This is a genomic window from Streptomyces sp. NPDC059080 (assembly GCF_042739975.1).
Classification (GTDB): domain Bacteria; phylum Actinomycetota; class Actinomycetes; order Streptomycetales; family Streptomycetaceae; genus Streptomyces; species Streptomyces benahoarensis.
The window spans coordinates 103,511-125,442 of record NZ_JBHYGX010000010.1 but is presented as its reverse complement, the minus strand read 5'-3'; the positions used below and the strand labels follow the sequence as shown (position 1 = coordinate 125,442).

Genomic DNA, 21,932 nt, shown 5'->3' with positions numbered 1-21,932 from the left:
AATCATCCGGGACATCCGACCGGGAAAGAGGACTGACACGATGCAGATCACACCGCAGACCGACGGGCACATGGGCGTGACGGTGGCGGACTTCGACCACACCGCCGCGTCGGACGCGGACATCGAAGCGCTCAAGCAGGCCGTCTACAAGCACAAGATCGCGGTACTGAAGAACCAGGACCTCGCACCGACGGCCTTCCACGACCTCGGGAAGCGGCTGGGGCGCCCGGAGGGGTACTACGAGCCGATGTACCGCCACCCGGACCACCCCGAGGTCTTCGTCTCCTCCAACGTCCCGGAGAACGGCAAGCAGATCGGCGTCCCGAAGACCGGCAAGTTCTGGCACGCGGACTACCAGTTCATGCCGGACCCGTTCGGGATCACCCTGATCTACCCGCAGGTCATCCCCGAGCGGAACCGCGGGACGTGCTTCATCGACATGGGCGAGGCATACCGCAAGCTGCCCGAGGAGCTGAAGGAGGCGGTGGCGGGGACGTCCTGCCGGCACAGCGTCCGCAAGTACTTCAAGATCCGTCCGCAGGACGTCTACCGGCCGATCTCGGAGATCCTCAAGGAGGTCGAGACGAAGACGCCGCCGGTGGTCCACCCCACGGTCTTCATCCACCCGATGACCGGCGAGAAGGTGCTGTACATCAGCGAGGGGTTCACCGTCGGCATCGAGGACGCCGACGGCAACGCGCTGGACGAGGAGCTGCTCAAGCGCCTCTTCGACGCCACCGGCCAGCTCGACGAGGCCCAGACCCACGAGAACATCCATCTGCAGGAGTTCGAGAAGGGTGACCTGCTCGTCTGGGACAACCGCAGCCTGATCCACCGGGCCCGGCACACCACCACGCCCGAGCCCACCGTCTCCTACCGGGTCACCGTGCACGACACCCGGAAGCTGTACGAGACCGGGGCGTAGCCGTGACGGGCGCACACGCCACGAGCGCGCACGGCATCCACGAGCACGCCACTGACGAGCAGCTCCTGGAGCGCGTACTCCAGCCGTACAAGGAGCACTGCAAGTATCTGAAGTCGGCACGCGTCACCGCGGAGGGCACCGGAGGCACGGGCGTCACCGCGCACTGCACGTTCGAGATCCCCGAGTCGTGCTACATCGACGACACCGGACATCTCAACGCGGTCGAAATCACCATCTGTTACAACCAGATGATGTATTACACCGTCGCCGCTGCGATCCAGTGGGGAATGCTGGAAGCGTTTGCAGACTGGACGATGGACGACTTCTGGAAGCGTCAGCTCCCGGACATCCTCATCGCCCGGTTCGACAGCAAGTTCCGGCGGCCTGTCACTCCTCGCTCCTTCTCCGGAGCCATCGAGTTCCGGTCGGTGCAGCACAGATCGCCAGGCGGCGCCGCGCCCCTGCTGATCGCCGACACGGCGTACCGCTATCACGATGCCGAGGGCGGCCGGTGCGACGGTGCGGCGACGCTCGCCTTCACCAGCCTGCCAGGATGACCCGGCCGCGTGCGTCGGCTCCGGTTCCGCTTTCGTGCGGAGCCGGAGCCGGCGCATGCGGCGACCGCCCCGCCGACGGCAGGAAGGAACCCCGCATGTGCATCGCCCAGGCCGGTGAGAAACCCCGATGACCGCACACCCGAACGCGTCTTCCGATGTGAGCAACCCGTGGATCCGGCGGTTCGCGCCGTACGGCGATCCGTCGCCGAGCCGGGCGCGGCTGGCGTGTTTTCCGCACGCCGGAGGGGCCGCGAGCTACTACTTCCCGCTGTCCCGGCAGCTCGCGCCCACGGTGGAGACCTGGGCCATCCAGTATCCGGGGCGTCAGGACCGGCACAAGGAGCCGTTGCTCACCAGCCTTTCCGACATGGCGGACGCCGCCTTCGAGGCGCTGCGGCCCCATATGAGACCTCCGTACTCCTTCTTCGGGCACAGCATGGGCGCCCTTCTGGCGTTCGAGGTGGCCCACCGGTTCGAACGTCTCGGCCAGGACGGTCCCGTCCAGGTCTTCGTCTCCGGCCGCCGCGCGCCCTCAGCCGGCGGCAGCGAGCGCGTGCCTCCGCGGACCGACGCCGAAGTGCTGGCGAACATCAGGAAGTTGGGCGGCACCGCGCCGGGTGCGCTGGACGACGAGGGGCTGCGCGCCCTGATCCTCCCCGTCGTCCGGGCGGACTACCGGGCTGTCGAGACGTACGTGTGCGAGGCGGGGCGAACGCTGCGCTCCCCGCTGACCGTGCTCGTCGGCGACGACGATCCGATGGTGACGGTCGCCGAGGCGGCTCAGTGGCGAGACCACTCGACGGGCGCCTTCGCCCTGTCGGTGTACCCCGGTAGCCACTTCTACCTGGCCGACCACATCGCTGATGTGGCCCGGGACATCAGCGCCTCTCTCACCGCGCGTCTTCCCTGACGTCGCCAGCACGTCCCGGGTGACACGGCGCGGGCAACGTTGCCGTCCTGGGAGGCGGCAGCGGTCAGTGGGGGAGAGACTCCGGGCATCCCCCGTGGGCCGCTCCCCCAAGCGTCCCACGCCGCCGGTCACACGCCCATCGGCTCCGGCTCCTCCTCTTCCGCCCGCAGGATGGTCCGATGCAGTTCGCGCAGCGCCCGGCACGGCTCCAGCCCCAGCTCGCGACGGATCGTCTCGCGGGCGACCCGGTACGTCGTGAGCGCCTCGGCCCGACGTCCGGACCGGGACAGGCACAGGATCAGTTGCTGAGAGAACGTCTCGTGCAAGGGATAGTCGACGACGAGGGACCGCAGCAGACCGGTCATCTCCTGATAGCGGCCAAGGGCCATGCTGGACTCGACGAACAGCTCGGCGCATTCGATACGAGCCTCGTCCAGCCACTTGACGAATTCGCCCATGACTGGTCCGTCCGACACACCGCTGAGCGCAGTCCCCCGGGGGAGCGCGAATGCGGACCCCAGCACGGTAACCGCCTTGTCGTACCGCCCCGCCCGAACATCGCCCCGCCCCTCGTGGAGCAGCCCCTGGAAGAAATGCAGGTCCGACTCTCCGGGGCCGACCCGCAGGAGATAGCCAGGAAACTTGGTGAGGAGCGGGCCCTGGTCGTGCCCGGATCCACCGTCGTGCCCCGCCCCGTTCAAAAGCTTGCGCAGCTGCGATACGTACACGTGCAGGGCCGCCGTCGCCCGGCGCGGTGGCGTACTGCCCCAGAGCTCGTTGACCAGCGCTTCACGGGAGACGACATGATTCGCCCGAATGAGCAGGGTGGCCAGCAGAACCTGCATTTTCGGCGCGGTGATCGTGGAAGTCCGGTCGTTGTCGGTCACGCTCAAGGACCCGAGAATTTCGTATCGCACAACGGCTCACCCTCAAACTCCAACAGCACTTTTTGTGCTTTCACTTCGGATGTACGGGCCGACGCCGCGCTCGATTCTTATCCGCCCTGCCAGGCGTAGAGCTGGAAACCGCGTCCCGCCTGCCCCAAATGCGCTGTCCCGCGCCGAGCATTCCGTCGGCGTGTGTCGCCGGCTCCCGGTCGGCTGCCTGCACACAGCCGGCTTCTTCTTCGCCTTACCTGAAGAGCCACTTCCCTGCCTCTTACGCTATGCAGGGCGACCGGGCCGCTCAAGCCCGCCCAGCCCCTAACAACCCCTATCTCGGACCCCACAAGGGAAAGGGAGACCGCCTGGCATCCCCAGGCCGCAGCCGACCTCTCCATGTGCGGAGGCGGAAATTCCGTATCCCGCCTGGAACTTCCGGCCACATGTGCCATCGGTGGCGGAAGCCGTACGGGTGAGTGGCCCGCGATGTTCCGGCCCTCTGTCGGGCGGATGGGGCCTGCGATAGCGTCCGAAAAACAGACGGGGCGCCCGTTTGTCTCTGCCGCACGGGGAGGAGCGTCATGGAACGCGGTGCAGATCTGGAGAAGCTCAGGGACCTCTCGAAGGAGTTCCACAAGAAGTCCGCCGAGCTGCGCGCGCTGGTGAAGTCCCTGGACGCCAAGACCAAGTCCAGCGAGAGCTTCTGGAAGGGCCCGAAGGCCAACCAGTTCCGGCAGGAATGGGACTCGGTCCGGCCTACGTTCGACAAGTTCGCCGAGACGCTGGAGAGCGCGAGCAAGTCCGCGCGGACCAACGCGGACAACATCGAACGCGCCACCTGAACACGGCGCACGCGGCGGCCGGCCCCCTCAGCACGGCGGGGTACCGGCCGCCGCCCCGTCCGGGCCCGCCCCGTCCGGGCCCGGTCCGTCCGGGCCCGGTCCGTCCACGACGCACTGGACGGGCCGGAAGGCACCGCCGGAGACGTACAACCCGCTGCCGACCGGGCCCGCACCGGCATTCGCCGGGAGCCGTACGTGGAACAGTTCGCCGTCCTGCGCGCTGCGCGGGGCGAGCAGCAGGCCCTGCTGAGCCGAGCGGGCACTCACCACGAACCCGCGGTACTGCGAGGACAGCCCGTCCGTCGCACCGGCGGCGACGAGCCCGTGCCCGCCGTCCATGCCGCTGCGGACGAGCTGCTCCAACGCCTCGTCCAGCAGGGACTCGTGGAGGAGTTCCGCGTCATCGACCAGGACGACGTAAGGACGCGCGTCCGCCTTCTCCACCAGCTCCGTCAGCTCGTCCTCCGTGGCGTCGGTGCCCCGCAGCAGCCCCAGCACGCCCGGCGTGCCCGCCAGCGCGCGCAGCGGTGACCGGCGCGGGGCGACCAGCACGACCGGGGTCCCGGCCCGCAGCAGGGAACGCGCCGCGGTCACCAGTGCGGTGGACCGGCCGGACTTCGGGGGGCCCGCGATGACAAACCCCGGCCCGTCCGCCTCCAGATCGACACCGACGGGCCGGAGTTCGTCCCCGCCGACGGCCAGCAGGGCCCACAGCGGCGACGGCGGGACGAAGCCGGGGACGAGGGCGTCGCACTCCCGCGCCGTGATCCGGTGGGGCAGGGCGTCCACCCGCAGGGGGCGCAGCCGGGCGGGCGGCTGCCGGGGGTGCGCGCGGCGGGCGGCGCCGGCCAGCTCCCGCAGGGCGCGCACCTGGGCCTGGCCGGACGGGTCCGGGGCCAGCAGGGCGAGCTGGGTCTCCTCGGCGCCGCCGTCGGTCAGCCGCAGCGCGCGGCCGTTCGGCATCTCCTTCGGGACGTCCCGCGCACCGAACCCGGCGGTGGCGTAGTCGCCCGGATCCGTCATCCGCAGCACCAGCCGCTCCGCGAAGAGGGACGCCACCTGGCCGCTCAGCCCGCTGCGGTCGGCCGTCATGACGACCTTCAGGCCCACCGCCGGGCCCTCGCGGAAGATCCGCTGCGCCGCGTCGATCAGCTGCCCGTAGTTGTATTCCTCGAACGCCTGGGTGAAGCCCTCCCAGCCGTCCAGCAGCAGCACCAGCCACGGCAGCCGCTCCTCCCCCGCCGCGCCGGCGCGCTGCTCGGCGGCGCCCACGGCGCCCCCGGTGGCCAGGACCTGCTGGCGCCGGGCGATCTCGGCGAGGAGACGGTCGAGCAGCCGCCGCACCCGGTCGGGCTGATCGCGGGTGACCACGGCCCCGGCGTGCGGCAGGGCGGCGAGCGGCGCCAGGACGTGGGAGCCGCAGTCGATGCCGTGGACGTGGACGTCGTGCGGGGCCGCGGTGCGGGCCAGGGAGCCCGCGAGGGTCCGCAGCGCGGTGGAGCGGCCGGAGCGGGCGCCCCCGACGATCAGGACGTGCTCGCCCCGCACCAGATCCAGGACGAACGGCGCGCGGCACTGCTGGGACGGGAGGTCGGTGACGCCGAAGGGGACCGGCGGTACGTCCTCGCCCGCCGCGGCGTCCGGCCGGGGCACCTCGTCCAGGGTGAGGCGGTCGGGCAGCGGGGGCAGCCAGGGGCTGCGGGGCGGGGGCGCTCCCGTGCGGGCCGCGGCGTCCCGGACCGCGTCGACGAGGACGGCCAGATCGGTGACCATGGTGCCGTCGTCCTCGGCGTCCGCCGCGCGGGGCAGGGGGCGGCCGTACGCGGGGCCGTCGAGCGGGACCAGGCGGGCCCGGGGGCCCGTGGCGCCGGTGCGGGGGCGCCGCCCGCCGATCCGGGCCGACTGCACCGCCACGAGGGACTGGGCGCCGGAGCGCACATAGGCGCGGCCCGGCGTGGAGCGGGCGATGGCACCGGCGTCCGGGGCGTCGAGGACGTCCGCCGACTCCGCGCCGTCGGTGACGCGGAGCGCGATGCGCAGGTTGGTGTTGGCGCGGATGTCGGCGCTGACCACTCCGGCCGGGCGCTGGGTCGCCAGCACCAGATGGACACCGAGGGAGCGGCCCCGGCGGGCGATGTCCACCAACCCCTCGATGAAGTCCGGGAGTTCGCCGACGAGCGAGGCGAACTCATCGATGATCAGCACGAGTCGCGGCAGCGGCGCCAGGTCCGGCCGGAGCGCGCGGGTGTCCCCGTAGTCCTCCAGGTCCTTCGCCCCGGCGGCGAGAAGGATCTCCTCCCGGCGTCTGAGTTCGGCGGCGAGCGAGGCCAGGGCGCGTTCGGTGAGATGCGCGTCGAGGTCGCTGACCATGCCGACGGTGTGCGGCAGCCGCGCGCAGTCCATGAAGGCGCTGCCGCCCTTGTAATCGATCAGGACGAAGTTCAGGGCGTCCGGCCGGTTGGCGACCGCGAGGGAGGCGATGAGGGTCTGGAGCAGTTCGGACTTGCCGGAGCCGGTGGTACCGGCGATCAGGGCGTGCGGGCCGTCCCGGCGGATGTCCAGGCGGAACGGCCCGTCCGCCGCGACGCCCACGGCGGCCTCGGTGGGGGCGCCGCCGGACCGCCACCGGCGGGCGATGTCCGCCCCCGTGGGGTCCGGCAGCTCCAGCAGGGACAGCAGCCGCGCCTCCCCGGGCAGGGCGCCGTCGGCGTCGTCGCGGCTGACGTCCCGTACGGGCGCGAGCGACCGGGCGATCAGCTCGCACCACTCCGCGCCGACCTGATCGGCCACCACCTCGCCGACGCGCTCCAGGCCCGCGCCGCGGACCACCAGGCGCGTCGCGGCGCCGAGCGGCCAGCGGACCACGGCCCGGCACTCCTCCGGCAGCAGCCGCTCGTCCTCGTCGAGGCAGAGGGCGAAGATCCCGTGCTCGGGGCCGTCCTGGAGCAGCTCGGGCATCCCCATCACGCGGCGCAGCAGCCGGGCGCCGTCCAGGACGAGGAGGACATGCGGGTCGGGGCGGAGCGTCCCCGACGCCCGGTGGCTCTCGCGCGCGGCCTTCCGCCGGTGCAGCTCGGCGAGGAGTTCGTGGACGCGCCGCCCGACGGCCTCGGCGTCCGAGCCGACCAGCGCCGCACAGTCCTGCCCCTGCTGCGGCCGGGTGTGCGGCAGCCAGTGCGCCCAGCCCCAGTCGTCGCCCGCCTGCCGGGTGGCGGCGAGTACGACGACGGAGAGGTCGCGCGGGCTGTGCAGCACGGCGGACTGCACGGCCAGCCAGCGGGCGGTGGCCAGCGCCCGGGGCCGGTCACCGGCGACCCCGACGACGCCGAGGCGCGGGAAGGACACGGTGGCGGGGACGTCGGGCAGCGCGGGCGGACGCGGCGCCTCGTCGTCGTGCGGGGCGCCGCGGTCGGCGACGAGTTCGATGTCGGCGGGCAGCGCGGCGACCCCGAGGCGCAGTTGCAGGGTGTCGGGGTCGGTGAGCCGGCGCTCCCACAGCCGCCGCCGGGGGCCGGTGGCGCACAGCAGTACCTCGGCGGGGTCGGGGTGATCCCGCCGCCGCAACCGCTGCTCCTCCTTGCCGAGCCTGGCCACCTCTGCCTCGTGTGCGGCGCGTTCCTTCTTGTACCGGCGCAGCGAGGTCTTGTTCCGTTTCTTGCCCTCACGGTGGTCGCTGAGCCACTGGCCGAACATCATCACCGGGCTCATCAGACAGAACAGCAGCAGGTACGCCTGGCCGGTGACGCCGTACATGACCAGGCCGAAGAGCACCGGCAGGAAGGCCGCGACCAACTGGAAGCGCGCCCGGTCGGCCCGCCCGGGCGGGGCCGGGACCACGAGCCGGGGGCGGGGCCGTACGGGGGTCAGGCGCGGCGGCCGGTGGTAGGCGAGCCCGCCCTCGTGCATCGGGGTGAGGTGGGCGTCGGCGTCGGCGGGCGCGTCCAGCACGAAGAGGGAGTCGCCCGCGCGCAGGACCGCGCCGGGCGGCCAGGCACGGTCCGCGTCCACCGGTACGTCGTCGAGGGAGCAGTCGGCGTCCGGGGCCGCGGCGAGGGTGAGGCCGCCGTGGACGTCCACCGTCACGCGGGCCGCCAGCGGCGGCAGTTCGGGGTCGGCGACGCGCAGGGTGCAGGCGGGCCCGGAGCCGAGGGTGGTGACGCCCGCGCCCAGACGGAGGACGCGGCCGGAGCCCGGCCCGCCGACCACCCGTAACTCGAAGCGGCCGGTGGGTTCGCCCTCGCGGAGGAAGGGCCCGATGGTGTCGTCAAGGGTGAGGCGCGCGCCGTCGGTGAGGACCGCGGCGGCCGGGACCCGGGGGTCGCACCGACGGCCGTCGACCCAGAGATGGCCGCCGGACGGGCCGGGGCCGGAGGGACCAGGGCGGGACGGACCGGGGCCGGACGGGCCGGGGCCAGATGCGCCGGGGCGGGACGAGCCGGGTGGGCCGGTGCGGGACGAGCCGGGGCCGGGCGGGCCTGGGCGGGGGCCCGTCAGCGGAACGACCACGGAGCGCGGCACGCCGGGCTCCGCGGGCCGCCGCGACGGGGCGGCGGAGGCCAGCGCCCCTGCCACGTCGGCGACTTCGGCGCCCTCCTCCACCAGCACCAGGACGTCCTGCGGTGCGCTGCCCTCCCGCACGACGGTCACCAGGACCCGCATCTGTGCCTCTCCCCCTGCGCCTGCGCCGTGACGGTCGGTGCCGCTCCGGCACGGCGCGCCAGCCCCGGCGGACCGGTCACGTACGGCGTGTTCCCCTCGACGACGGCCCAACTCACCCTGTTGATGTGTCAGTTCGACGGGATGGCGGGGTGGGCCGGTCGCCGCGGTTCTGCCCTCGAACCGGAATTCCGTGAAAGGTGACCGCAGGCGCCTCGACCCCGAACACACCGCCGCCCACGTCCCGGCGCGCCGCGTACAGCCCGGTGTTCCGCGTATCGGCGGAACCGTCGGCCACGACCCAGCCACATCCCCGCAGCTGACGTGCGAGGTCACCGATAATCTCTACGGTCGTCCTGCCCTCCGCCTCGTCGTACGCCGTGAGGGCGACGGATTCGCGGGATATGCCGGAGGGTATGTCCAGCACGGTGCCACCGGGAAAGAGAGAGCAGAGGACCGCCCGCACTTCCCCGGACAGTTCATGCGAGGGCTTCCCTTCCACCGGTTTTCCGTCTGCCGCTGCTCCTGCCATCTTCCGCTCCTTCCGTAAGGAACCGACCATCCCGGCTAATTGAGGAGGTCGAAGGCGGCACCGACCGTCCGGACGCCGCCTGCCATCAGCGAATCTCCGGAGAAAAGGTCACCGACGTCGTTCATCAAACGCTCCAGCTCCATTCCCTTGGCCACCAGATGGGACGTCGGATCGAGAAGCTTCGTGGCGGCCAGCATCGCGCTGCCACCCGCCGCTCTGGCAACCCACGCGGGCGCCCCTTTTTCCTCAACCGCCTTGCAGGTCTGCTTGTACGTGAGGGAACCCGACAGGGCGACCAGCTCCTTCTGCAGCTCCTGCGGCGTCACCCGATCCAACATGTGATATTTGTCCAGCACGCCCTGGACCGGGCCGATGAGGTCCGTCATCCCGGCCCGTCCGCTGATTTTGCTCTGCAGAACGGGATCAAGGTCGCGCCCCATCTTGTTGGCAACATCCGGCGGCACCTTGGCGCGGAGAAAAGCAACGAGCATCCGCAGCTCCTGTGCACCCATCATCTCCTCATCGAGCGTGGTGTGCTCGAAGGTGAGCTCCTTCGTATCTCCGAAGAGAATGCGCTGGAGGTTGTTCATGGACTCACTGTCTTCCTTGTAGTACTCGGAGTGGCGGTGAGAGCGATCGGTGGCCAGCCGGGTGATTCCCTCGAAGTCTGCGGGATCTTTTCCGTGCCCCTGGGTGTAGGAGACGAAGTCCTCCCGTGCCCGCATGGCGTAGAACTTCGTCCCAGGCATATGGAGATCGGCGACGGAGTTGATGCCGGGGCCGAGCCCAGGACTCCCCATGAAGACGATGTTGTCGACGTTCTTCAACCCACTCTGTATCGCCTTGGCGGTCACCAACGTGCCATAGCTGTGGGCAAAGATGTCGACCCGGGCATCTTTCCGCAGATTCACGGAGATGCCGCTGCGGAAGTTCGCCAGATCCTTCCCTCCGGCAACGGCCTTCTCCGGGTCGAGCGAGTCACCGTACTCAGGGGCGTCATAACCCTGCCAGCTGATGGCCGCCGTATCAGGGTCCTCGACCTTTCCGTATCCCGCCCGCACAAGGTCGTAGCCACCCTGGGCGAACTCGTCGAAACCATCCAGCCGGCTGGTGACCCCGGGGACACGGAGCAGCACCTTCTTGGCGTTCTCCAGGTCACCTACGACTTCTGCCACCCGGCCATCCGCGAAGGCAGCGGACTTGGGATCGCCCACCGTGCCGTAGTGCGCATCGAAAACGAGGAACTGACGCGGGACCTCCACCGTGACCCTCCTGCCACCGGGGCCCTTTTTCTCCATCACGCGGGGGCTCATGAACCTCCGGAGCGTATCCACGCGCTTCTTTGTACGCAGATACCTGGAGTCGTCCTTCGCGAGATCCTTCAGATAAGCAGACTCCTCGTTGAACGCCTCTTGGATCTCCATACGGTTCGCCGCGAACCTGATCTCGGACGGGACGCCGTCAAGGTTCCCCACGAGCTCGGGATCGGCTGCCGCGAGCGCCGCCTGCTCCGCCCGGGAGAGGCCGGAGAAGTACTTCTTGACCGCCTGCGCGCGACGCTCCGCGACATCGACACCGTGGTGCGCGCCGGGGCCGTCCTTGTGTGCGTCGAGCACCTTCTTCAGCTCCGCCGTCAGCCCGTGCCCCTTTCCCTGCCGCGCCAGGGTGTCGGGCAAGCTGTAAACAGCCAGGGAACCGAAGCGGGACTCAGAAGGGGAACGGAGCGTTCTCGCCCGGGAGCGCAGATCCCGGGCCGTGACACCGAGCCAGGCCGCCAGCGCCGTGAGACCGGAAACCTCCCCGCCGGCCTGCAAGGTGTTTGCGCGGGCCTTCAGGCGGGGTATCTCCCCGGCCTTCCCGTCCATCGACTTCGCCAAGCGATCGAGCATTTCCGGATCCGCCAGAACCATCACCATGGCCAAGTACCGTAGCGGTCCTGGACGGCCCGGGGCAGATGGCCTCAACTACATTGACGAAATGGGTGGTTCGCCATGACGAGCGAGGCTGAAAGTCTGCGCGCGCTCGCGACGGATGTCCGGCACCTGCTTGACGAAACAATCAAGATCGCCACCCGCACCAGGTCGGACTCATCCTCCCGGTGGCGAGGACCTTATGCGGAGGAGGTACGCGGAGAACTCTCCGTACACACAAGGAAGTTGTCCGCCATGGCCGACGGGCTGAACGAAGAAGCCGGAAGGCGTAAAAAGGACGACGCGTAAGAGCCGTACAGTGGCCTGCCCCGGGCCACCAGAGCCGGTTTGCGGAACTCAGCCCTCCCAATGTGGATTGTGCAGACACTCCGTCATCACAAGAACGTTGAGAATGGGAACGTCCTTACCCGACTTGAGCATGAAACGCGTTGCGCCGACATTGGCCTCCCCCTCCGCGCCCCGCCTGGAGAGCGTCTTGCCCACGTCGTCCGCACCCCGTTTGCTGGGCTCAACCTTCCAGCCCTTGCGCTCAAGGCGCCTGACGGCCTCGCCGACCAGGTCACCGGGAGAGCGCCGGTCGGAGACATCGCCGACGACTTCGTAGGTGATGCGGGAGCGCACCCTACTGGCGTCCTTACTGTCCACCAGGTCCGACCCGCCACAATTGATGTCGGAATCCCCTAATTCATCGACCTCCACCCCCGGCATCACCGCCTTCAGCGCACCGATGGTGTCAGGGCGCGCCGCGGCGAGCGCCTGCTCGGGAGTGGTGCCGCCTCCCTCCTTCGCACCGCGCGCAGTCGAGCAGCCGCCCAGCACGGCGATGACGGCCAGCGTCATGACCAGCCGACGCCTCCCTCGCGGGACGTCCCGGCGCAGGTGGGCGGCGACTACGCACCGCCTGATGCGGTGCGACGCCGAGCGGGTGTCACATCCGAGCCCTTCACGCAACGTGATCACAGAGTCCGACTCCCGACAGATTCCGACCCCCGGTCGTGGGTAGCTCCCCACCGGCAACGGTAGGAGATCTACCCGTGTACGCGGCGGTAACACGCGCAACAATCCGAGGTGTTGGAGGTCCCTTCTGCAAAGTCGGCGCCGCCTTCCCGTCACGCACCGACCTCCCAGTCAGTGACGGACGGTAGTTATTCTGGGCGGAGCAGGGATGCGTCCCACCCGGAAAAGCAGAGCGGCGCAGGTCACCCCCTCTTCCCCGTCCAAGGCGCCAGCCCCTCCGTTACGGTGCCGACGTGGACCTGACGCTGACTCTTCTCGGGGCCGTCTTCGGCGGCGCGGCCGGAGCGCTCGTGCCGCGTGCCGCCTACCGGTTCGCGGTCGACGCGGCGGAGCCCTGGCGTACGCGGTGTCCTCGGGGGCATGCGATCGCGGGGCCGTGGGGCGGGTGGGTCGGGGTCGCCCGGTGTCCTTCGGGCGGGCTCCCGGAAGGAGGGGGCGCGTGCCGGTACGGGCCGGGGAGGGGCGTGGCCCCGGCCGTCTCGGCGCTGGTGTGCGGGGTGCTGGCCGCCGTGGTGGGCGCCCGTCCGGAGCTGGCGGTGCTGCTGCTCGTCACGCCGTTCGCGGTGCTGCTGTCGGCGGTGGACGGGGCCGTGCACCGGCTGCCGGACGTGCTGACGCTGCCGCTGGCCGCCACGACCGTCGCACTCCTGGGGGCGGCCGCGCTGCTGCCCGGACACGGTGGGAGCTGGGTGACGGCGGTGGCGGGAAGCCTGGCGCTCGCCGCGCTCTACGGCACGCTCTTCCTCGTCAATCCGGCGGGCATGGGGCTCGGTGACGTGAAGCTGGCGCTCTCCGTGGGCGCGCTCCTGGGGTGGCACGGCTGGCCCGCCCTCTTCCTGGGGACCTTCGCCGCCTTCGGGGCGGGCGCGCTGTTCGGGGTGGCGCTGATGGTGCTACGGCGCGCGCACCGGCGGACGGCGATGGCGTTCGGCCCCTTCATGCTGGCGGGTGCGCTGGTCGGGGTGGTCGGGGCGGGTTAGGTGCGGTCGGTCAACTCCCGCCTTCCGCAGGTCAGTTCGCGGCCCGGGCGTGCCACGCCGGGGCGAGTTCGTCGAGGAGGGCCCGGGTCTGGGGCGGCAGGGCGCGGGGCGGGGCGTGGTGGTCGAGCAGGCGCCGGACCACGGCTTCGAGGCGTTCGACGTCGCCCGTGGCGTGTGCGGTGCGGAGGAGTTCGTGCCAGAGGCGTTCGTCGCCTGGCGCGGCGGCGAGGGCCGCTTCGAGGGCCGTGGCGGCGGACTGCGGACGGTCGTGCGCGCGGTGGTGGGCGGCGAGGTCGAGGGCGGACTCGATGAGCAGGAACCGCAGTTGGGCCTCGGCGATCTCATGGGCGAGCCAGGCGTAGCGGCCTTCGGGGCGGTCGGCCAGCAGCGGACCGCGGGCGAGGGCCAGGGCGTCGGTGAGGAAGCGCTCCCGTACCGCGGGGTCGTGGGCGCCGCGTCCCGTGGTGGCCTGGTGGTGGAGGTTCTGCAGGACGTCCCAGTCGGAAACGACGGAGGGCGCCAGGACGAGCCGCCCCGTGGCATCGGTGGTGAGACGCGGGCCGCCGTCGGGGTCGCTGCCGAGCCAGGCCCGCAGGCGCGTGACCAGGGCATCGTGGACGTCGGGGGTCACGCCCCGGGGCCACAGGGCCGCGGCCAGGACACGGGGATGGACGCCCTCGCGGTGCAGCAGGAGCAGGGCCAGCGCCTCGCGCAGCAGGGCGCCGCGTTCGGCTTCCGGGGCGTCGAGGCCGGTGATCCTGTACGGGCCGATGATGCGGGCGTAGACGGCGGGCGGGGTGGGGCCGGTGAGGTCGACGGCGAGGGCCGGTGCCGTGGGGCCCGGGCCGTCGTCGGTGGGGGTGGCGGAGGCGAAGAGCGCGACGACGGCAGCGTGTTGCGCGTCGGGAAGCTGTTGCGCGGCCAGGTCCAGGCCGAAGAGCGGGGCGATCAGCCGGCCCTCGGGAGTGATCTCCAGCTGCCAGGTGGCGCCGGGCACGTCCGCCGTGGCGGTGGCCAGGAGGTAGCCGATGCCGAGGCGGCCGGAGTCGGCGGCGAGGGCGGCCAGGCGCCGGGCCTCGTCGGGCGAGGGCTCGGCGGCGAGGAGCACGAGGTGCGGCGCCGACTGGGCGTGCCGGGCCCGGCCGGTGCGTCCCGTGAGGACCGAGTCGTGTCCGGCGGCCGCAAGGGCGCGGCGGCGGTGCCCGGTCTCCGCCTCCAGCGATTCCAGCAGCGCGGCCGTGTCGGGCAGGTGCCGCAGCCGGGTGGGGGCGAGCGCCGGGAGGCCGGCGCCGAAGCCGACGAGGGTGACGGTCATACGGTCGGACCAGCCGTTGGTCGCGAGTTCGGCGGCGAGGGAGGAGAGGACGGCGGTGCGCGCCGCGGGGGCGCCCGTCAGCGTGACGAGACCGGGCACGGCTTCGAGGTTGAGCAGCAGGCGGGCGCCGTCCAGAGTGCCGAGGCTCACCAGGCCGGGGTAGGGGGCCGCGGTCTCCTCGTCCCGGGAAAGCCGGGGTACGGCGGCGCGTTCCAGGCACCAGAACAGCTGGTCCTGGCCCCGCTCCCAGGGCTCCGGCGGCGGTCCGGCTTCGTCGGCCAGCTGGAGATGGAGTGCATCCGGGGTGAGCCAGGCGGCGTAGACGGCGGGCAAAGTGCGGCCGGTCGCGGTCAGCGTGCGGGTCAGACCGCGCAGGGCCCGGTCGAGGTCGCGTACGGCCTCGGGGTCGGCGCCCGCCAGAAGGGCGTCGTGGGCGTCGGTGGCGGGCCCTTCGGGGACGGGCATCCGGTGGCGGACCGGGCGTACGGCGCGGGCCGCCGCGTCCCACAGCGCGGCGCGGCGACGGCGGCCCAGCGCGGTGAGGAGACCGGCGGCGAGCAGCGGGGCGGCGAGCAGGGCCTCGGGCAGACCGGCGACCGGGGCGCCGTGGACCTCGACGGCGTGCTCACCGGCGGCCGGGGACGGTGACGCGGGCGAGGCTGCGTGGTCCGCGGGCGGCCGGGGGTCCTCGCGCCGGGCCTCGGGGCCGCCGTCCGCGGTGGGGTGGACGGCACCCGTCTCCGCGTACGCGGCGATCTGCTTCCGGACGCCGGGGCCGGTGCCCGGTGCCTCGCCGGGCATCTCCACGACGTCGCCGCCGTGCGCGTCGGCGGGCATCTCCACGATCCAGCCGGGCCGGATCAGACTGGCGAGGGAGAGGCGGGAGCCGTCCGGCTGGGGGCGGTCCTTGTTCAGCTCGTAGATCTCCTGGTACCGGCGTCCGTCGCCGAGATGGCGCCGGGCGATCTCCCAGAGGGAGTCGTGGTGGCGGCCCTCGGGGGGCTGGACGCGGTAGAACTTCGTCGCCCGGACGCCCGGACGCGGCGCCACGGCGGCCACGCCCCGCGTGCCCCCGGGCCGGGACTCCGTACCGCGCTGCCGGTCCGCCTCGGGGGACGGGCCGGGCTGCTTCCTCTGGGCGGCCGGGTCCTGCGGTGCGGTCGCCGTCAGCGGGGCGCGCCGCGGGGCGGCGTCGCCGGGGGCGAGGGAGGACAGGCTCGGTGCCAGGCTCGCGGCGGACGCGCCGAGCAGCAGGACGGCGGCGATGAGCTGACGGGCCATGAGCTGGCTGGGCCCGGCCCCGGGCACCCGGGCGGGCAGCCCGACGCCGGACACCGCCGCCTTGACCTCCACCAGGACGCAGGCGGTGAACTGCGCCCAGGCGAGCCAGACGACGACGGCGAGGACGTCGACGAAGGTCGCCGGGGTGATCGGCTGCCGGAGCGTGGACAGGGACGGCGGGGAGTCGGGCAGCGGCCAGCCGACGAAGTGGACGAGGGCGACGGGCAGCGCGATCAGCAACGCCGCCAGGGCGAGGGCCGCGAGCAGGGCCCGCAGGACGTCGCCCGCGCCGCGGGGCCCGCGGGGCGGCGGCGCGGGCGGGTGCGCGGTGTACGGGGTCTGTCGGGCCATGGCGCTCGCTCCCGGATCGTGGATCGGTGTGGACGGCGGTGGCTGGGGACTGCCCCGCCCTCAGCCGGTGCGGGATTCGGCCGTGGAGGTTCCGTGCACGGTGATCGCTCCGTCGTAGAAGAGCCCGGTCAGCACGGGCCGGTAGGTGAGCTGGACCTCCACCTCGACCCGTTCGGTGTCGGCGCTCCGGCAGTGGGAGGCGGCGGCGTCCGGCCCGGAGAGACCGGCCTCGCGGACGTACGCGGCCACCCGCCTGCCGCAGTCGCGGTAGTTGATGGGGGCGTCGTCGCGGCCCTCGCGGACGGCCTCCACGTCGAGGTCCTGCGCGGCGTAGCGGGCGGCCTGTTCGGCGATGTCGGCGGCGCGTTCGCGCTGGGCGAGGGAGAGCCCGCCGTCGATGACGAAGGCGGCCAGGGCCAGGAACAGCACCGCGAAGAGGAGCACGGCGGCGCTGCCGGACCCGCGGTCGCCCCGGGCCCGCCGTCCGGCCCGGCGGCCGGGGCGCGCGCTCACCGGGCCCGCCGGAACGGGTCGAGGGGCGAGGTGGCGCGGCCGGTGAGGCGGGTGGGGATGTCGAGGCCCAGCACGGCCAGCCCCCGGATCTCGCAGCCGACCTCCACGGTGAAGAGCCCGCCGGGCGTGAAGCCGGCGCTGGTCCGGCGCACCGTGACCGGCCCGGTGCAGATGTCCGCGAGGTCGGCCTCGGCGGCCTTGTGCGCCTCGCTCAGGGCGATGGGGGCGTCCCGCTGGATCGAGCCCGCGCGGGCGGCGTCGCGGGCCGCGCCGTCGAGAGCCCCGCGCCCGTCGACGAGCTGCCCGAAGGCCACCATCACCAGGACGAACAGGATGAGGACCGGTGCCAGGACCACCACCTCGACGGAGGACATCCCCTGGTCCGCACCGGACGCGTCCGGCCGGTCGTCCGCCCCTGGGGGCGTGTGCGCGTCCGTCACCTCCCTCGTGTGCACGTCCGTCACCTCCCTTCCGGTACGAAGCGTTCGACGGGCCCCTGCGACCGGGCGTGGACGGTGAAGTGGAGGCCGGGGAAGACGTTCGGCACCCGGGCCGTGATCTCCACGCCGACCGTGTCCGGCTCCGGCCGGACGGGGCGGACCCGGGGCGCGACGAGCAGCCGCGGCCCCAGCTGCTCGATGTAGCTGTCCGCCTTGGAGGTGGCCCGACCCCGCCAGCCACCGGGGTTGTCGTCCGCCTGAGCACGGGCGTCGCGCGCACCGGCACGGGCCGCCGCCTGCGCCACGTGGTCGGCGAAGAAGTACAGGGCGAACTGCACCGTCGCGAAGATCATGAAGAACAGGACCGGGGTCAGCACCACGAACTCGATCGCGGACATGCCCGCGTCGCGCCGCGCGGCGCCCGCGCGCCCGCTGCGGCGTACGGCCCCTCGCCCGCCCTGCCGGACCCGGCTCATCGCGCGCCGCTTCAGCAGGTCTTGTTCGCGGAGGCGCCCTTGATGCAGTCGCCGACCTTCGTCGCACCGCTCCTGAGCGCGTTGTTGATGATGAAGGCGACCACCCCGACGATGGCGACCACCACCGCGGAGATGATCACCCACTCGACCGCGGAGACCCCGCGGTCCGCCTCGCCGGAGCGCGCACGCGCCAGCCGCGCCCGCAGCAGGACGATCAAGAAGTCGACGGCCGGGTGCCTGAATCGGAGAGTGTTCATCTCAGGATTCCCCCTTGAAGCTGATGGTGGGCATGGGTCACATCTGGAACACGCGGATCGCGGCCGGAAAGACGAGGAAGACCAGGAACGCCGCGCAGAGCAGGAGTTGGGCCACGAGCATCGACTGCGACTTCTCGCCCGCGCCGCCCTCGATCTCCGCCAGCTCGCGTTGGCGCATGGTCTCCGCACGTGAGGCGAGTGATGCGCGGACCTTCGCCCCGTCGTCCGCGACCAGGCCCAACGAGGCTGCGAGGTCGCGGAGTTCGTCGACGCCCAGCTCCTCGCCGAGCCGCCCCAGCGCTTCCCACTGGCTGGTGCCGGTGATCCGCGCATCGGCGAGGCAGTCGCGGACCCGCCGCAGCGCCCACCCGTCGCCCACCTCGGCCGCCGCCGTCAGCGCCTCCGGCAGGCCGCGGCCGCCGGCGAGGTTCATGGCCACCAGGTCGAGATAGGCGCCGACCACCCGGCGCAGGTTCCGGCGGCGTACGACCGCGTCCCGCCGCACCTCCAGGTCGGGCAGGACGAAGAACACCGTGGCGAACAACAGGGCCAGCCAGAGCGGTACGGCCGGGCCGCTGCCGAAGCCCGCCGCCCACAGGACGGCGAAGACCAGCGGCCCGAAGAACAGCCCGCACGCGGCCAGCAGCACCTTGGTGGCCAAGAAGGGCTCCCAGCCGCGATCGAGCACCGCCAGATCCGCCCGCAGCGACCGCACTTCCCACCCCTGCCGCAGGTACAAGGCGGCCACCCGCGAACCCACCCGGGCGCGCAGCGGTGCCAGCCGGCCCGTCACCGGTGCGGCGGCCCGCGCCGGCGACGGCGCGGCGACACGGGCGCGCAACGCGTCCACCCGGGCCACCGTCGCCACCGCGCCCCGGCGGGACGGCAGCAGCGCGCGGACGAGGAGGTACACGCCGAGCCCGAAGACCGCGCCGGTCAGCACCATCGCCGTCATCGCGGGACCGCCCCCTCCCCCGGCCGTCCCCCGCCGGGCCCCGGCGACACCCAGGGCGTCCGCGGGCGGTCGGGGTGTGCCGCCGGCTCGTTCCGGATCAGGAACCGCTCCGGCGTCTCGACGCGCGACAGCTTCCGCAGCCAGCCGAAGCCCAGCGCGAACAGCCCGCACACCCCCGCCAGCACGACCTGCCCGAGCGGTGTTCCGTACGGTGCGACGAAGTCGCGGTTGAAGACCGACAGGCCCAGGACGAACGCCACCGAGACGCCCACGACGATCTGCACGCTCCGCCGGGTGCTGGCGCGCTGGGCCATGACCCGCTGCCGCATGCCGACCTCCTCCCGCGCCGCCCTGGCCAGCGCGCCCAGGACCTGGCGCAGACCCGGGCCGCGCAGCCGGGAGTTGAGGATGAGGGCCGCGATGACGAGGTCCGCGGACGCGTCGTCGATCTCGTCGGCGAGCTGCTGCAACGCGGCGGGCAGCGGGGTGCGGGCCCGCACCCGGTCCACCAGGGCGTCCAGGTGGGGGCGGAGCGCGGGCGCCGCGGCCCGCGCCGACGCCGGGATCGCCTGCTCCAGCCCGACCGCACCGGCGACGGTGTCCCGCATCGACTCCGTCCACGCCGCCAGCGCCTCCACCCGCCGCATCGCCGCCCGCTCCTCGGCCGCCCCGCCGAAGAAGCGGTGCCAGACGAGGACGAGCGCGCCGGCGGCGACGGCGAGGACGATCCACCGGGTCAGCAGCAGCATCAGCAGCCCGACGCCGACCGCCAGGGAGCCCCGGCGGCCGGCGAACCGGGCGAGGTCCCGCCCCCGCTCGCCCGCGCGCCTGCGCCCGGACCCGGCGGGCAGACCGCGCACCGCGACGATCAGAAGCAGCAGACCGCCGCCGGTCCCCGCGCCGCACAGCAGCGCGGCGAGCACCGGCAGCGAGAACAGGCCGCCCGACGCCCCGAATCCGCTCATCCCCGGCTCACCCCCACGCCCCGCCGGTGCGGTAGCCGAAGGCGGCCAGCTCCTGCGCGCAGGACAGGGGGGCGTGGGGCACGGTCCGCCCGTCGGCGGTCTCGGCGAACACCTCGCTCGACAGCACCCGCCCGTCCATGCCGTTGACCTCCCGGACGGAGGTGACCGTGCGGGTGAGCCGTCCCCCGGTGGCGTAGGCGTTGCGCCGCTCGACGAAGACGACGAAGTTGACGGACCCGGCGATCAGCATGTGGGTGGCCTCGATCGGCAGCCGCTCCTGCGCCTGGAGCGCGTAGGTCGCGATGCGGCTGAAGACCTCGGCGCTGCCGTTGGCGTGGATCGTCGACAGCGACCCGTCGTTCCCCTGCGACATGGCGTTGAGCATCGTGACGATCTCGTCGCCCAGCACCTCGCCGACGATGACCCGCGAGGGGTTCATCCGCAGGGACCGCCGCACCAGCTCCGCCATCGTGATGGCGCCCTGGCCCTCGGAGTTGGGCAGCCGCTCCTCGAACGCCACGACGTTCGGGTGGAGTTCGGGGAACTGCTCAAGACCCAGCTCCAGCGCACGCTCGACCGTGATGAGCCGCTCCGCGGACGGGATCTCGTTGGCCAGTGCCCGCAACAGCGTCGTCTTCCCGGCGTTCGTCGCGCCCGCGATCATGACGTTCTTCCGCGCCCGCACCGCGGCCGACAGGAACGCCCCGACCTCCGGCGTCAGCGTGCCGTTGCCCACCAGGTCCGCGACGAACACCTTGCCCAGCCGGGCCCGCCGGATCGACAGCGCGGGCCTGCGGGTCACGTCCCTCACGGCCGACAGCCGCGAACCGTCCGGCAGCCGCAGATCGAGCTGCGGATTCGCGGTGTCGAAGGGCCGCGACGACAGCCCGGAGTAGGCGCCCAGCACCTGGATCAGCTCGACGAGTTCCTCGTCCGACTCGGCCACCGGATCGGCGACCACCTCGCGCCCGTCGGCGTATCCGACGAAGACCCGGTCGCAGCCGTTGATGTCGACGTTCTCGACCTCCGGGTCGTCCAGCAGCGGCTGTAGCCGACCCACGCCGAACAGGGCCGCGTGCACCCCGGCCGCGTACGCCTCCTCGGTCTCCGCGTCCGGCGGCGTCCGCCCCAAGCTGATCTCCGCCCGCGCGTGCTCCTCCAGGATCTGGGCGATCACCGACCGCGCGTACTGCCGCTCGTCCTCGCCCGTCATCGGGGCGAGCCCGGACGCCTGGTCGATGCGCCGCTGCTCGGCGATGCGGTCGCCGGCCTCCTGCCGGAACCGCTTGATCAGCTGGTGGTCGACGGCGTTCACCGGCCGGCCTCGGGGCCCGGCCCGCGCAGCCAGGCCGCGCCGTACCGCCGGTAGAGGTCCCGTACGACCTGACGCGCCGACCTGATGAGCAACGTCCTGTCCACCCGTCCCTCTCTGCGTCCCGCCAGCCGGGCGGCCCCGACCGGATCCCGGGCGATCGTGCCGATGACCTGGGCCCGCACCTGGGCGCGGCGCAGCATGGCGTCGACCTCACCGGCCAGCCGCGCCGCCCGGGCCGGCTCGGCGACCAGCAGCACCCCGACCGACGGCACGCCGGGGACGGCGGCCCGCGGCCCGCCGGGAGCCTGCGCCGACAGCGCCGCGGCACGGTCACGGACCCGGGCGAGCTGCTCCGGCTCCGGCCCCGACACCAGCAGCAGCACGGACGCGTCCGCCAGCAGCTCCGCCGCCGGGGAGTCCGTCCCGAGCCGTCCGCAGTCGGCGATGACGTCCGCCGCGCCCCGCGGGGACTCCCCCAGCTCCACGAACGCCCGCCCCAGGGTGGCCCACAGCCCCGAGACGCCGGCAGCCTGTTCGGACGTCCCGAGCCCCACGAGGACATCGAGGCCGCCGGACATCGGCTGGACGTGGTCCCACACCTGCTCGGCGACCAGACCGCGCCGCGCGGTGGCGGCCAGCGACAGCAGCCCGAGGTTCGGGTCCAGCGCGCCGCCGTGGGCGGCGACGTTGCGGTACACCAGGTCGCCGCCGGCCGGATCGACCTCCGCCAGGAGCGCGCGGCGCGGCCAGACGGCGGACAGTGCGAGGGCCGTGGTCGTGACGCCGGGGGCTCCCTTGTCGGCGGCGAGGGCGATGAGCGTCATCCCGTACCC

At 72.7% G+C, this 21,932-nt stretch carries 19 protein-coding genes; 5 read left to right on the top strand and 14 right to left on the bottom strand.

Going from position 1 to position 21,932, the window contains the following annotated elements:
* Nucleotides 1-40: 40 nt before the first annotated feature.
* The 3 genes from ACFWWQ_RS11265 to ACFWWQ_RS11255 all read left to right on the top strand — a co-directional run bounded on the left by ACFWWQ_RS11265 (nucleotide 41) and on the right by ACFWWQ_RS11255 (nucleotide 2,392).
* Nucleotides 41-925 carry a TauD/TfdA dioxygenase family protein gene (locus ACFWWQ_RS11265; RefSeq protein ID WP_384593733.1) on the top strand — a complete coding sequence of 295 codons (885 nt, stop codon included), beginning with the start codon at nucleotides 41-43 and terminating at the stop codon, nucleotides 923-925.
* A gap of 2 nt (nucleotides 926-927) precedes the next feature.
* Complete coding sequence (locus ACFWWQ_RS11260; RefSeq protein ID WP_384593730.1) at nucleotides 928-1,482, top strand: FcoT family thioesterase; 555 nt, start codon at nucleotides 928-930, stop codon at nucleotides 1,480-1,482.
* Nucleotides 1,483-1,609: 127 nt separating this feature from the next.
* Nucleotides 1,610-2,392, top strand: a complete 783-nt coding sequence (locus ACFWWQ_RS11255; RefSeq protein WP_384593727.1) for a thioesterase II family protein — start codon at nucleotides 1,610-1,612, stop codon at nucleotides 2,390-2,392.
* Between the two features lie 128 nt (nucleotides 2,393-2,520).
* Here ACFWWQ_RS11255 and ACFWWQ_RS11250 read toward each other — a convergent pair whose 3' ends face one another.
* Complete coding sequence (locus ACFWWQ_RS11250; RefSeq protein ID WP_384593724.1) at nucleotides 2,521-3,279, bottom strand: BTAD domain-containing putative transcriptional regulator; 759 nt, start codon at nucleotides 3,277-3,279, stop codon at nucleotides 2,521-2,523.
* 575 nt (nucleotides 3,280-3,854) lie between these two features.
* Between ACFWWQ_RS11250 and ACFWWQ_RS11245 the strand changes: the two genes are divergently transcribed.
* The gene (locus ACFWWQ_RS11245) at nucleotides 3,855-4,115 is read left to right on the top strand and encodes a WXG100 family type VII secretion target (RefSeq protein ID WP_384593721.1); all 261 of its coding nucleotides are present in this window, start codon (nucleotides 3,855-3,857) and stop codon (nucleotides 4,113-4,115) included.
* A gap of 27 nt (nucleotides 4,116-4,142) precedes the next feature.
* Here the strand turns inward: ACFWWQ_RS11245 and ACFWWQ_RS11240 are convergent, their stop codons facing one another.
* From ACFWWQ_RS11240 to ACFWWQ_RS11225, 4 genes are all read right to left on the bottom strand, one after another.
* Nucleotides 4,143-8,774 (bottom strand): FtsK/SpoIIIE domain-containing protein, encoded by a 4,632-nt coding sequence (locus ACFWWQ_RS11240; protein ID WP_384593718.1) that lies wholly within the window; start codon nucleotides 8,772-8,774, stop codon nucleotides 4,143-4,145.
* Nucleotides 8,775-8,886: 112 nt separating this feature from the next.
* A complete protein-coding gene (locus ACFWWQ_RS11235) occupies nucleotides 8,887-9,303 on the bottom strand; it encodes a hypothetical protein (protein ID WP_384593715.1) in 417 nt (138 codons plus the stop codon).
* Between the two features lie 35 nt (nucleotides 9,304-9,338).
* On the bottom strand, nucleotides 9,339-11,219 hold the full coding sequence (locus tag ACFWWQ_RS11230; RefSeq protein WP_384593712.1) for an alpha/beta hydrolase: 1,881 nt from the start codon (nucleotides 11,217-11,219) through the stop codon (nucleotides 9,339-9,341).
* A gap of 351 nt (nucleotides 11,220-11,570) precedes the next feature.
* Nucleotides 11,571-12,074, bottom strand: a complete 504-nt coding sequence (locus ACFWWQ_RS11225; protein WP_384593709.1) for a hypothetical protein — start codon at nucleotides 12,072-12,074, stop codon at nucleotides 11,571-11,573.
* 641 nt (nucleotides 12,075-12,715) lie between these two features.
* Here ACFWWQ_RS11225 and ACFWWQ_RS11220 point away from each other — a divergent pair.
* On the top strand, nucleotides 12,716-13,231 hold the full coding sequence (locus ACFWWQ_RS11220) for a prepilin peptidase (RefSeq protein ID WP_384593706.1): 516 nt from the start codon (nucleotides 12,716-12,718) through the stop codon (nucleotides 13,229-13,231).
* Between the two features lie 31 nt (nucleotides 13,232-13,262).
* Here the strand turns inward: ACFWWQ_RS11220 and ACFWWQ_RS11215 are convergent, their stop codons facing one another.
* The 9 genes from ACFWWQ_RS11215 to ACFWWQ_RS11175 all read right to left on the bottom strand — a co-directional run bounded on the left by ACFWWQ_RS11215 (nucleotide 13,263) and on the right by ACFWWQ_RS11175 (nucleotide 21,923).
* Complete coding sequence (locus ACFWWQ_RS11215; RefSeq protein ID WP_384593703.1) at nucleotides 13,263-16,178, bottom strand: BTAD domain-containing putative transcriptional regulator; 2,916 nt, start codon at nucleotides 16,176-16,178, stop codon at nucleotides 13,263-13,265.
* A 60-nt stretch (nucleotides 16,179-16,238) separates the two neighbouring features.
* The gene (locus ACFWWQ_RS11210) at nucleotides 16,239-16,691 is read right to left on the bottom strand and encodes a pilus assembly protein TadG-related protein (protein WP_384593700.1); all 453 of its coding nucleotides are present in this window, start codon (nucleotides 16,689-16,691) and stop codon (nucleotides 16,239-16,241) included.
* The gene (locus tag ACFWWQ_RS11205; RefSeq protein WP_384593892.1) at nucleotides 16,688-17,065 is read right to left on the bottom strand and encodes a TadE/TadG family type IV pilus assembly protein; all 378 of its coding nucleotides are present in this window, start codon (nucleotides 17,063-17,065) and stop codon (nucleotides 16,688-16,690) included. Before ACFWWQ_RS11205 ends, ACFWWQ_RS11210 begins: the two co-directional genes overlap by 4 nt.
* Nucleotides 17,066-17,151: 86 nt before the next feature.
* The gene (locus ACFWWQ_RS11200; protein ID WP_384593697.1) at nucleotides 17,152-17,529 is read right to left on the bottom strand and encodes a TadE family protein; all 378 of its coding nucleotides are present in this window, start codon (nucleotides 17,527-17,529) and stop codon (nucleotides 17,152-17,154) included.
* An 89-nt stretch (nucleotides 17,530-17,618) separates the two neighbouring features.
* Nucleotides 17,619-17,864, bottom strand: coding sequence for a hypothetical protein (locus ACFWWQ_RS11195; RefSeq protein WP_384593694.1), 246 nt, complete (start codon nucleotides 17,862-17,864; stop codon nucleotides 17,619-17,621).
* 37 nt (nucleotides 17,865-17,901) lie between these two features.
* A complete protein-coding gene (locus ACFWWQ_RS11190; protein ID WP_384593691.1) occupies nucleotides 17,902-18,819 on the bottom strand; it encodes a type II secretion system F family protein in 918 nt (305 codons plus the stop codon).
* Nucleotides 18,816-19,784 carry a type II secretion system F family protein gene (locus ACFWWQ_RS11185; RefSeq protein ID WP_384593688.1) on the bottom strand — a complete coding sequence of 323 codons (969 nt, stop codon included), beginning with the start codon at nucleotides 19,782-19,784 and terminating at the stop codon, nucleotides 18,816-18,818. The genes ACFWWQ_RS11190 and ACFWWQ_RS11185 overlap by 4 nt, the downstream gene beginning before the upstream one ends.
* 7 nt (nucleotides 19,785-19,791) lie before the next feature.
* The gene (locus ACFWWQ_RS11180) at nucleotides 19,792-21,099 is read right to left on the bottom strand and encodes a CpaF family protein (RefSeq protein WP_384593686.1); all 1,308 of its coding nucleotides are present in this window, start codon (nucleotides 21,097-21,099) and stop codon (nucleotides 19,792-19,794) included.
* Nucleotides 21,096-21,923, bottom strand: coding sequence for a hypothetical protein (locus tag ACFWWQ_RS11175; RefSeq protein ID WP_384593683.1), 828 nt, complete (start codon nucleotides 21,921-21,923; stop codon nucleotides 21,096-21,098). Before ACFWWQ_RS11175 ends, ACFWWQ_RS11180 begins: the two co-directional genes overlap by 4 nt.
* Between the last annotated feature and the right edge of the window lie 9 nt (nucleotides 21,924-21,932).

What these genes read in the sequence shown, in the direction of transcription:
- ACFWWQ_RS11265 (WP_384593733.1), top strand. Translation starts at nt 41, where the DNA reads ATGCAGATCACACCGCAGACCGACGGGCACATGGGCGTGACGGTGGCG.
- ACFWWQ_RS11255 (WP_384593727.1), top strand. Translation starts at nt 1,610, where the DNA reads ATGACCGCACACCCGAACGCGTCTTCCGATGTGAGCAACCCGTGGATC.
- ACFWWQ_RS11245 (WP_384593721.1), top strand. Translation starts at nt 3,855, where the DNA reads ATGGAACGCGGTGCAGATCTGGAGAAGCTCAGGGACCTCTCGAAGGAG.
- ACFWWQ_RS11240 (WP_384593718.1), bottom strand. Translation starts at nt 8,774, where the DNA reads ATGCGGGTCCTGGTGACCGTCGTGCGGGAGGGCAGCGCACCGCAGGAC.
- ACFWWQ_RS11235 (WP_384593715.1), bottom strand. Translation starts at nt 9,303, where the DNA reads ATGGCAGGAGCAGCGGCAGACGGAAAACCGGTGGAAGGGAAGCCCTCG.
- ACFWWQ_RS11230 (WP_384593712.1), bottom strand. Translation starts at nt 11,219, where the DNA reads ATGGTGATGGTTCTGGCGGATCCGGAAATGCTCGATCGCTTGGCGAAG.
- ACFWWQ_RS11225 (WP_384593709.1), bottom strand. Translation starts at nt 12,074, where the DNA reads ATGACGCTGGCCGTCATCGCCGTGCTGGGCGGCTGCTCGACTGCGCGC.
- ACFWWQ_RS11215 (WP_384593703.1), bottom strand. Translation starts at nt 16,178, where the DNA reads ATGGCCCGACAGACCCCGTACACCGCGCACCCGCCCGCGCCGCCGCCC.
- ACFWWQ_RS11205 (WP_384593892.1), bottom strand. Translation starts at nt 17,065, where the DNA reads ATGTCCTCCGTCGAGGTGGTGGTCCTGGCACCGGTCCTCATCCTGTTC.
- ACFWWQ_RS11200 (WP_384593697.1), bottom strand. Translation starts at nt 17,529, where the DNA reads ATGTCCGCGATCGAGTTCGTGGTGCTGACCCCGGTCCTGTTCTTCATG.
- ACFWWQ_RS11195 (WP_384593694.1), bottom strand. Translation starts at nt 17,864, where the DNA reads ATGAACACTCTCCGATTCAGGCACCCGGCCGTCGACTTCTTGATCGTC.
- ACFWWQ_RS11190 (WP_384593691.1), bottom strand. Translation starts at nt 18,819, where the DNA reads ATGACGGCGATGGTGCTGACCGGCGCGGTCTTCGGGCTCGGCGTGTAC.
- ACFWWQ_RS11185 (WP_384593688.1), bottom strand. Translation starts at nt 19,784, where the DNA reads ATGAGCGGATTCGGGGCGTCGGGCGGCCTGTTCTCGCTGCCGGTGCTC.
- ACFWWQ_RS11175 (WP_384593683.1), bottom strand. Translation starts at nt 21,923, where the DNA reads ATGACGCTCATCGCCCTCGCCGCCGACAAGGGAGCCCCCGGCGTCACG.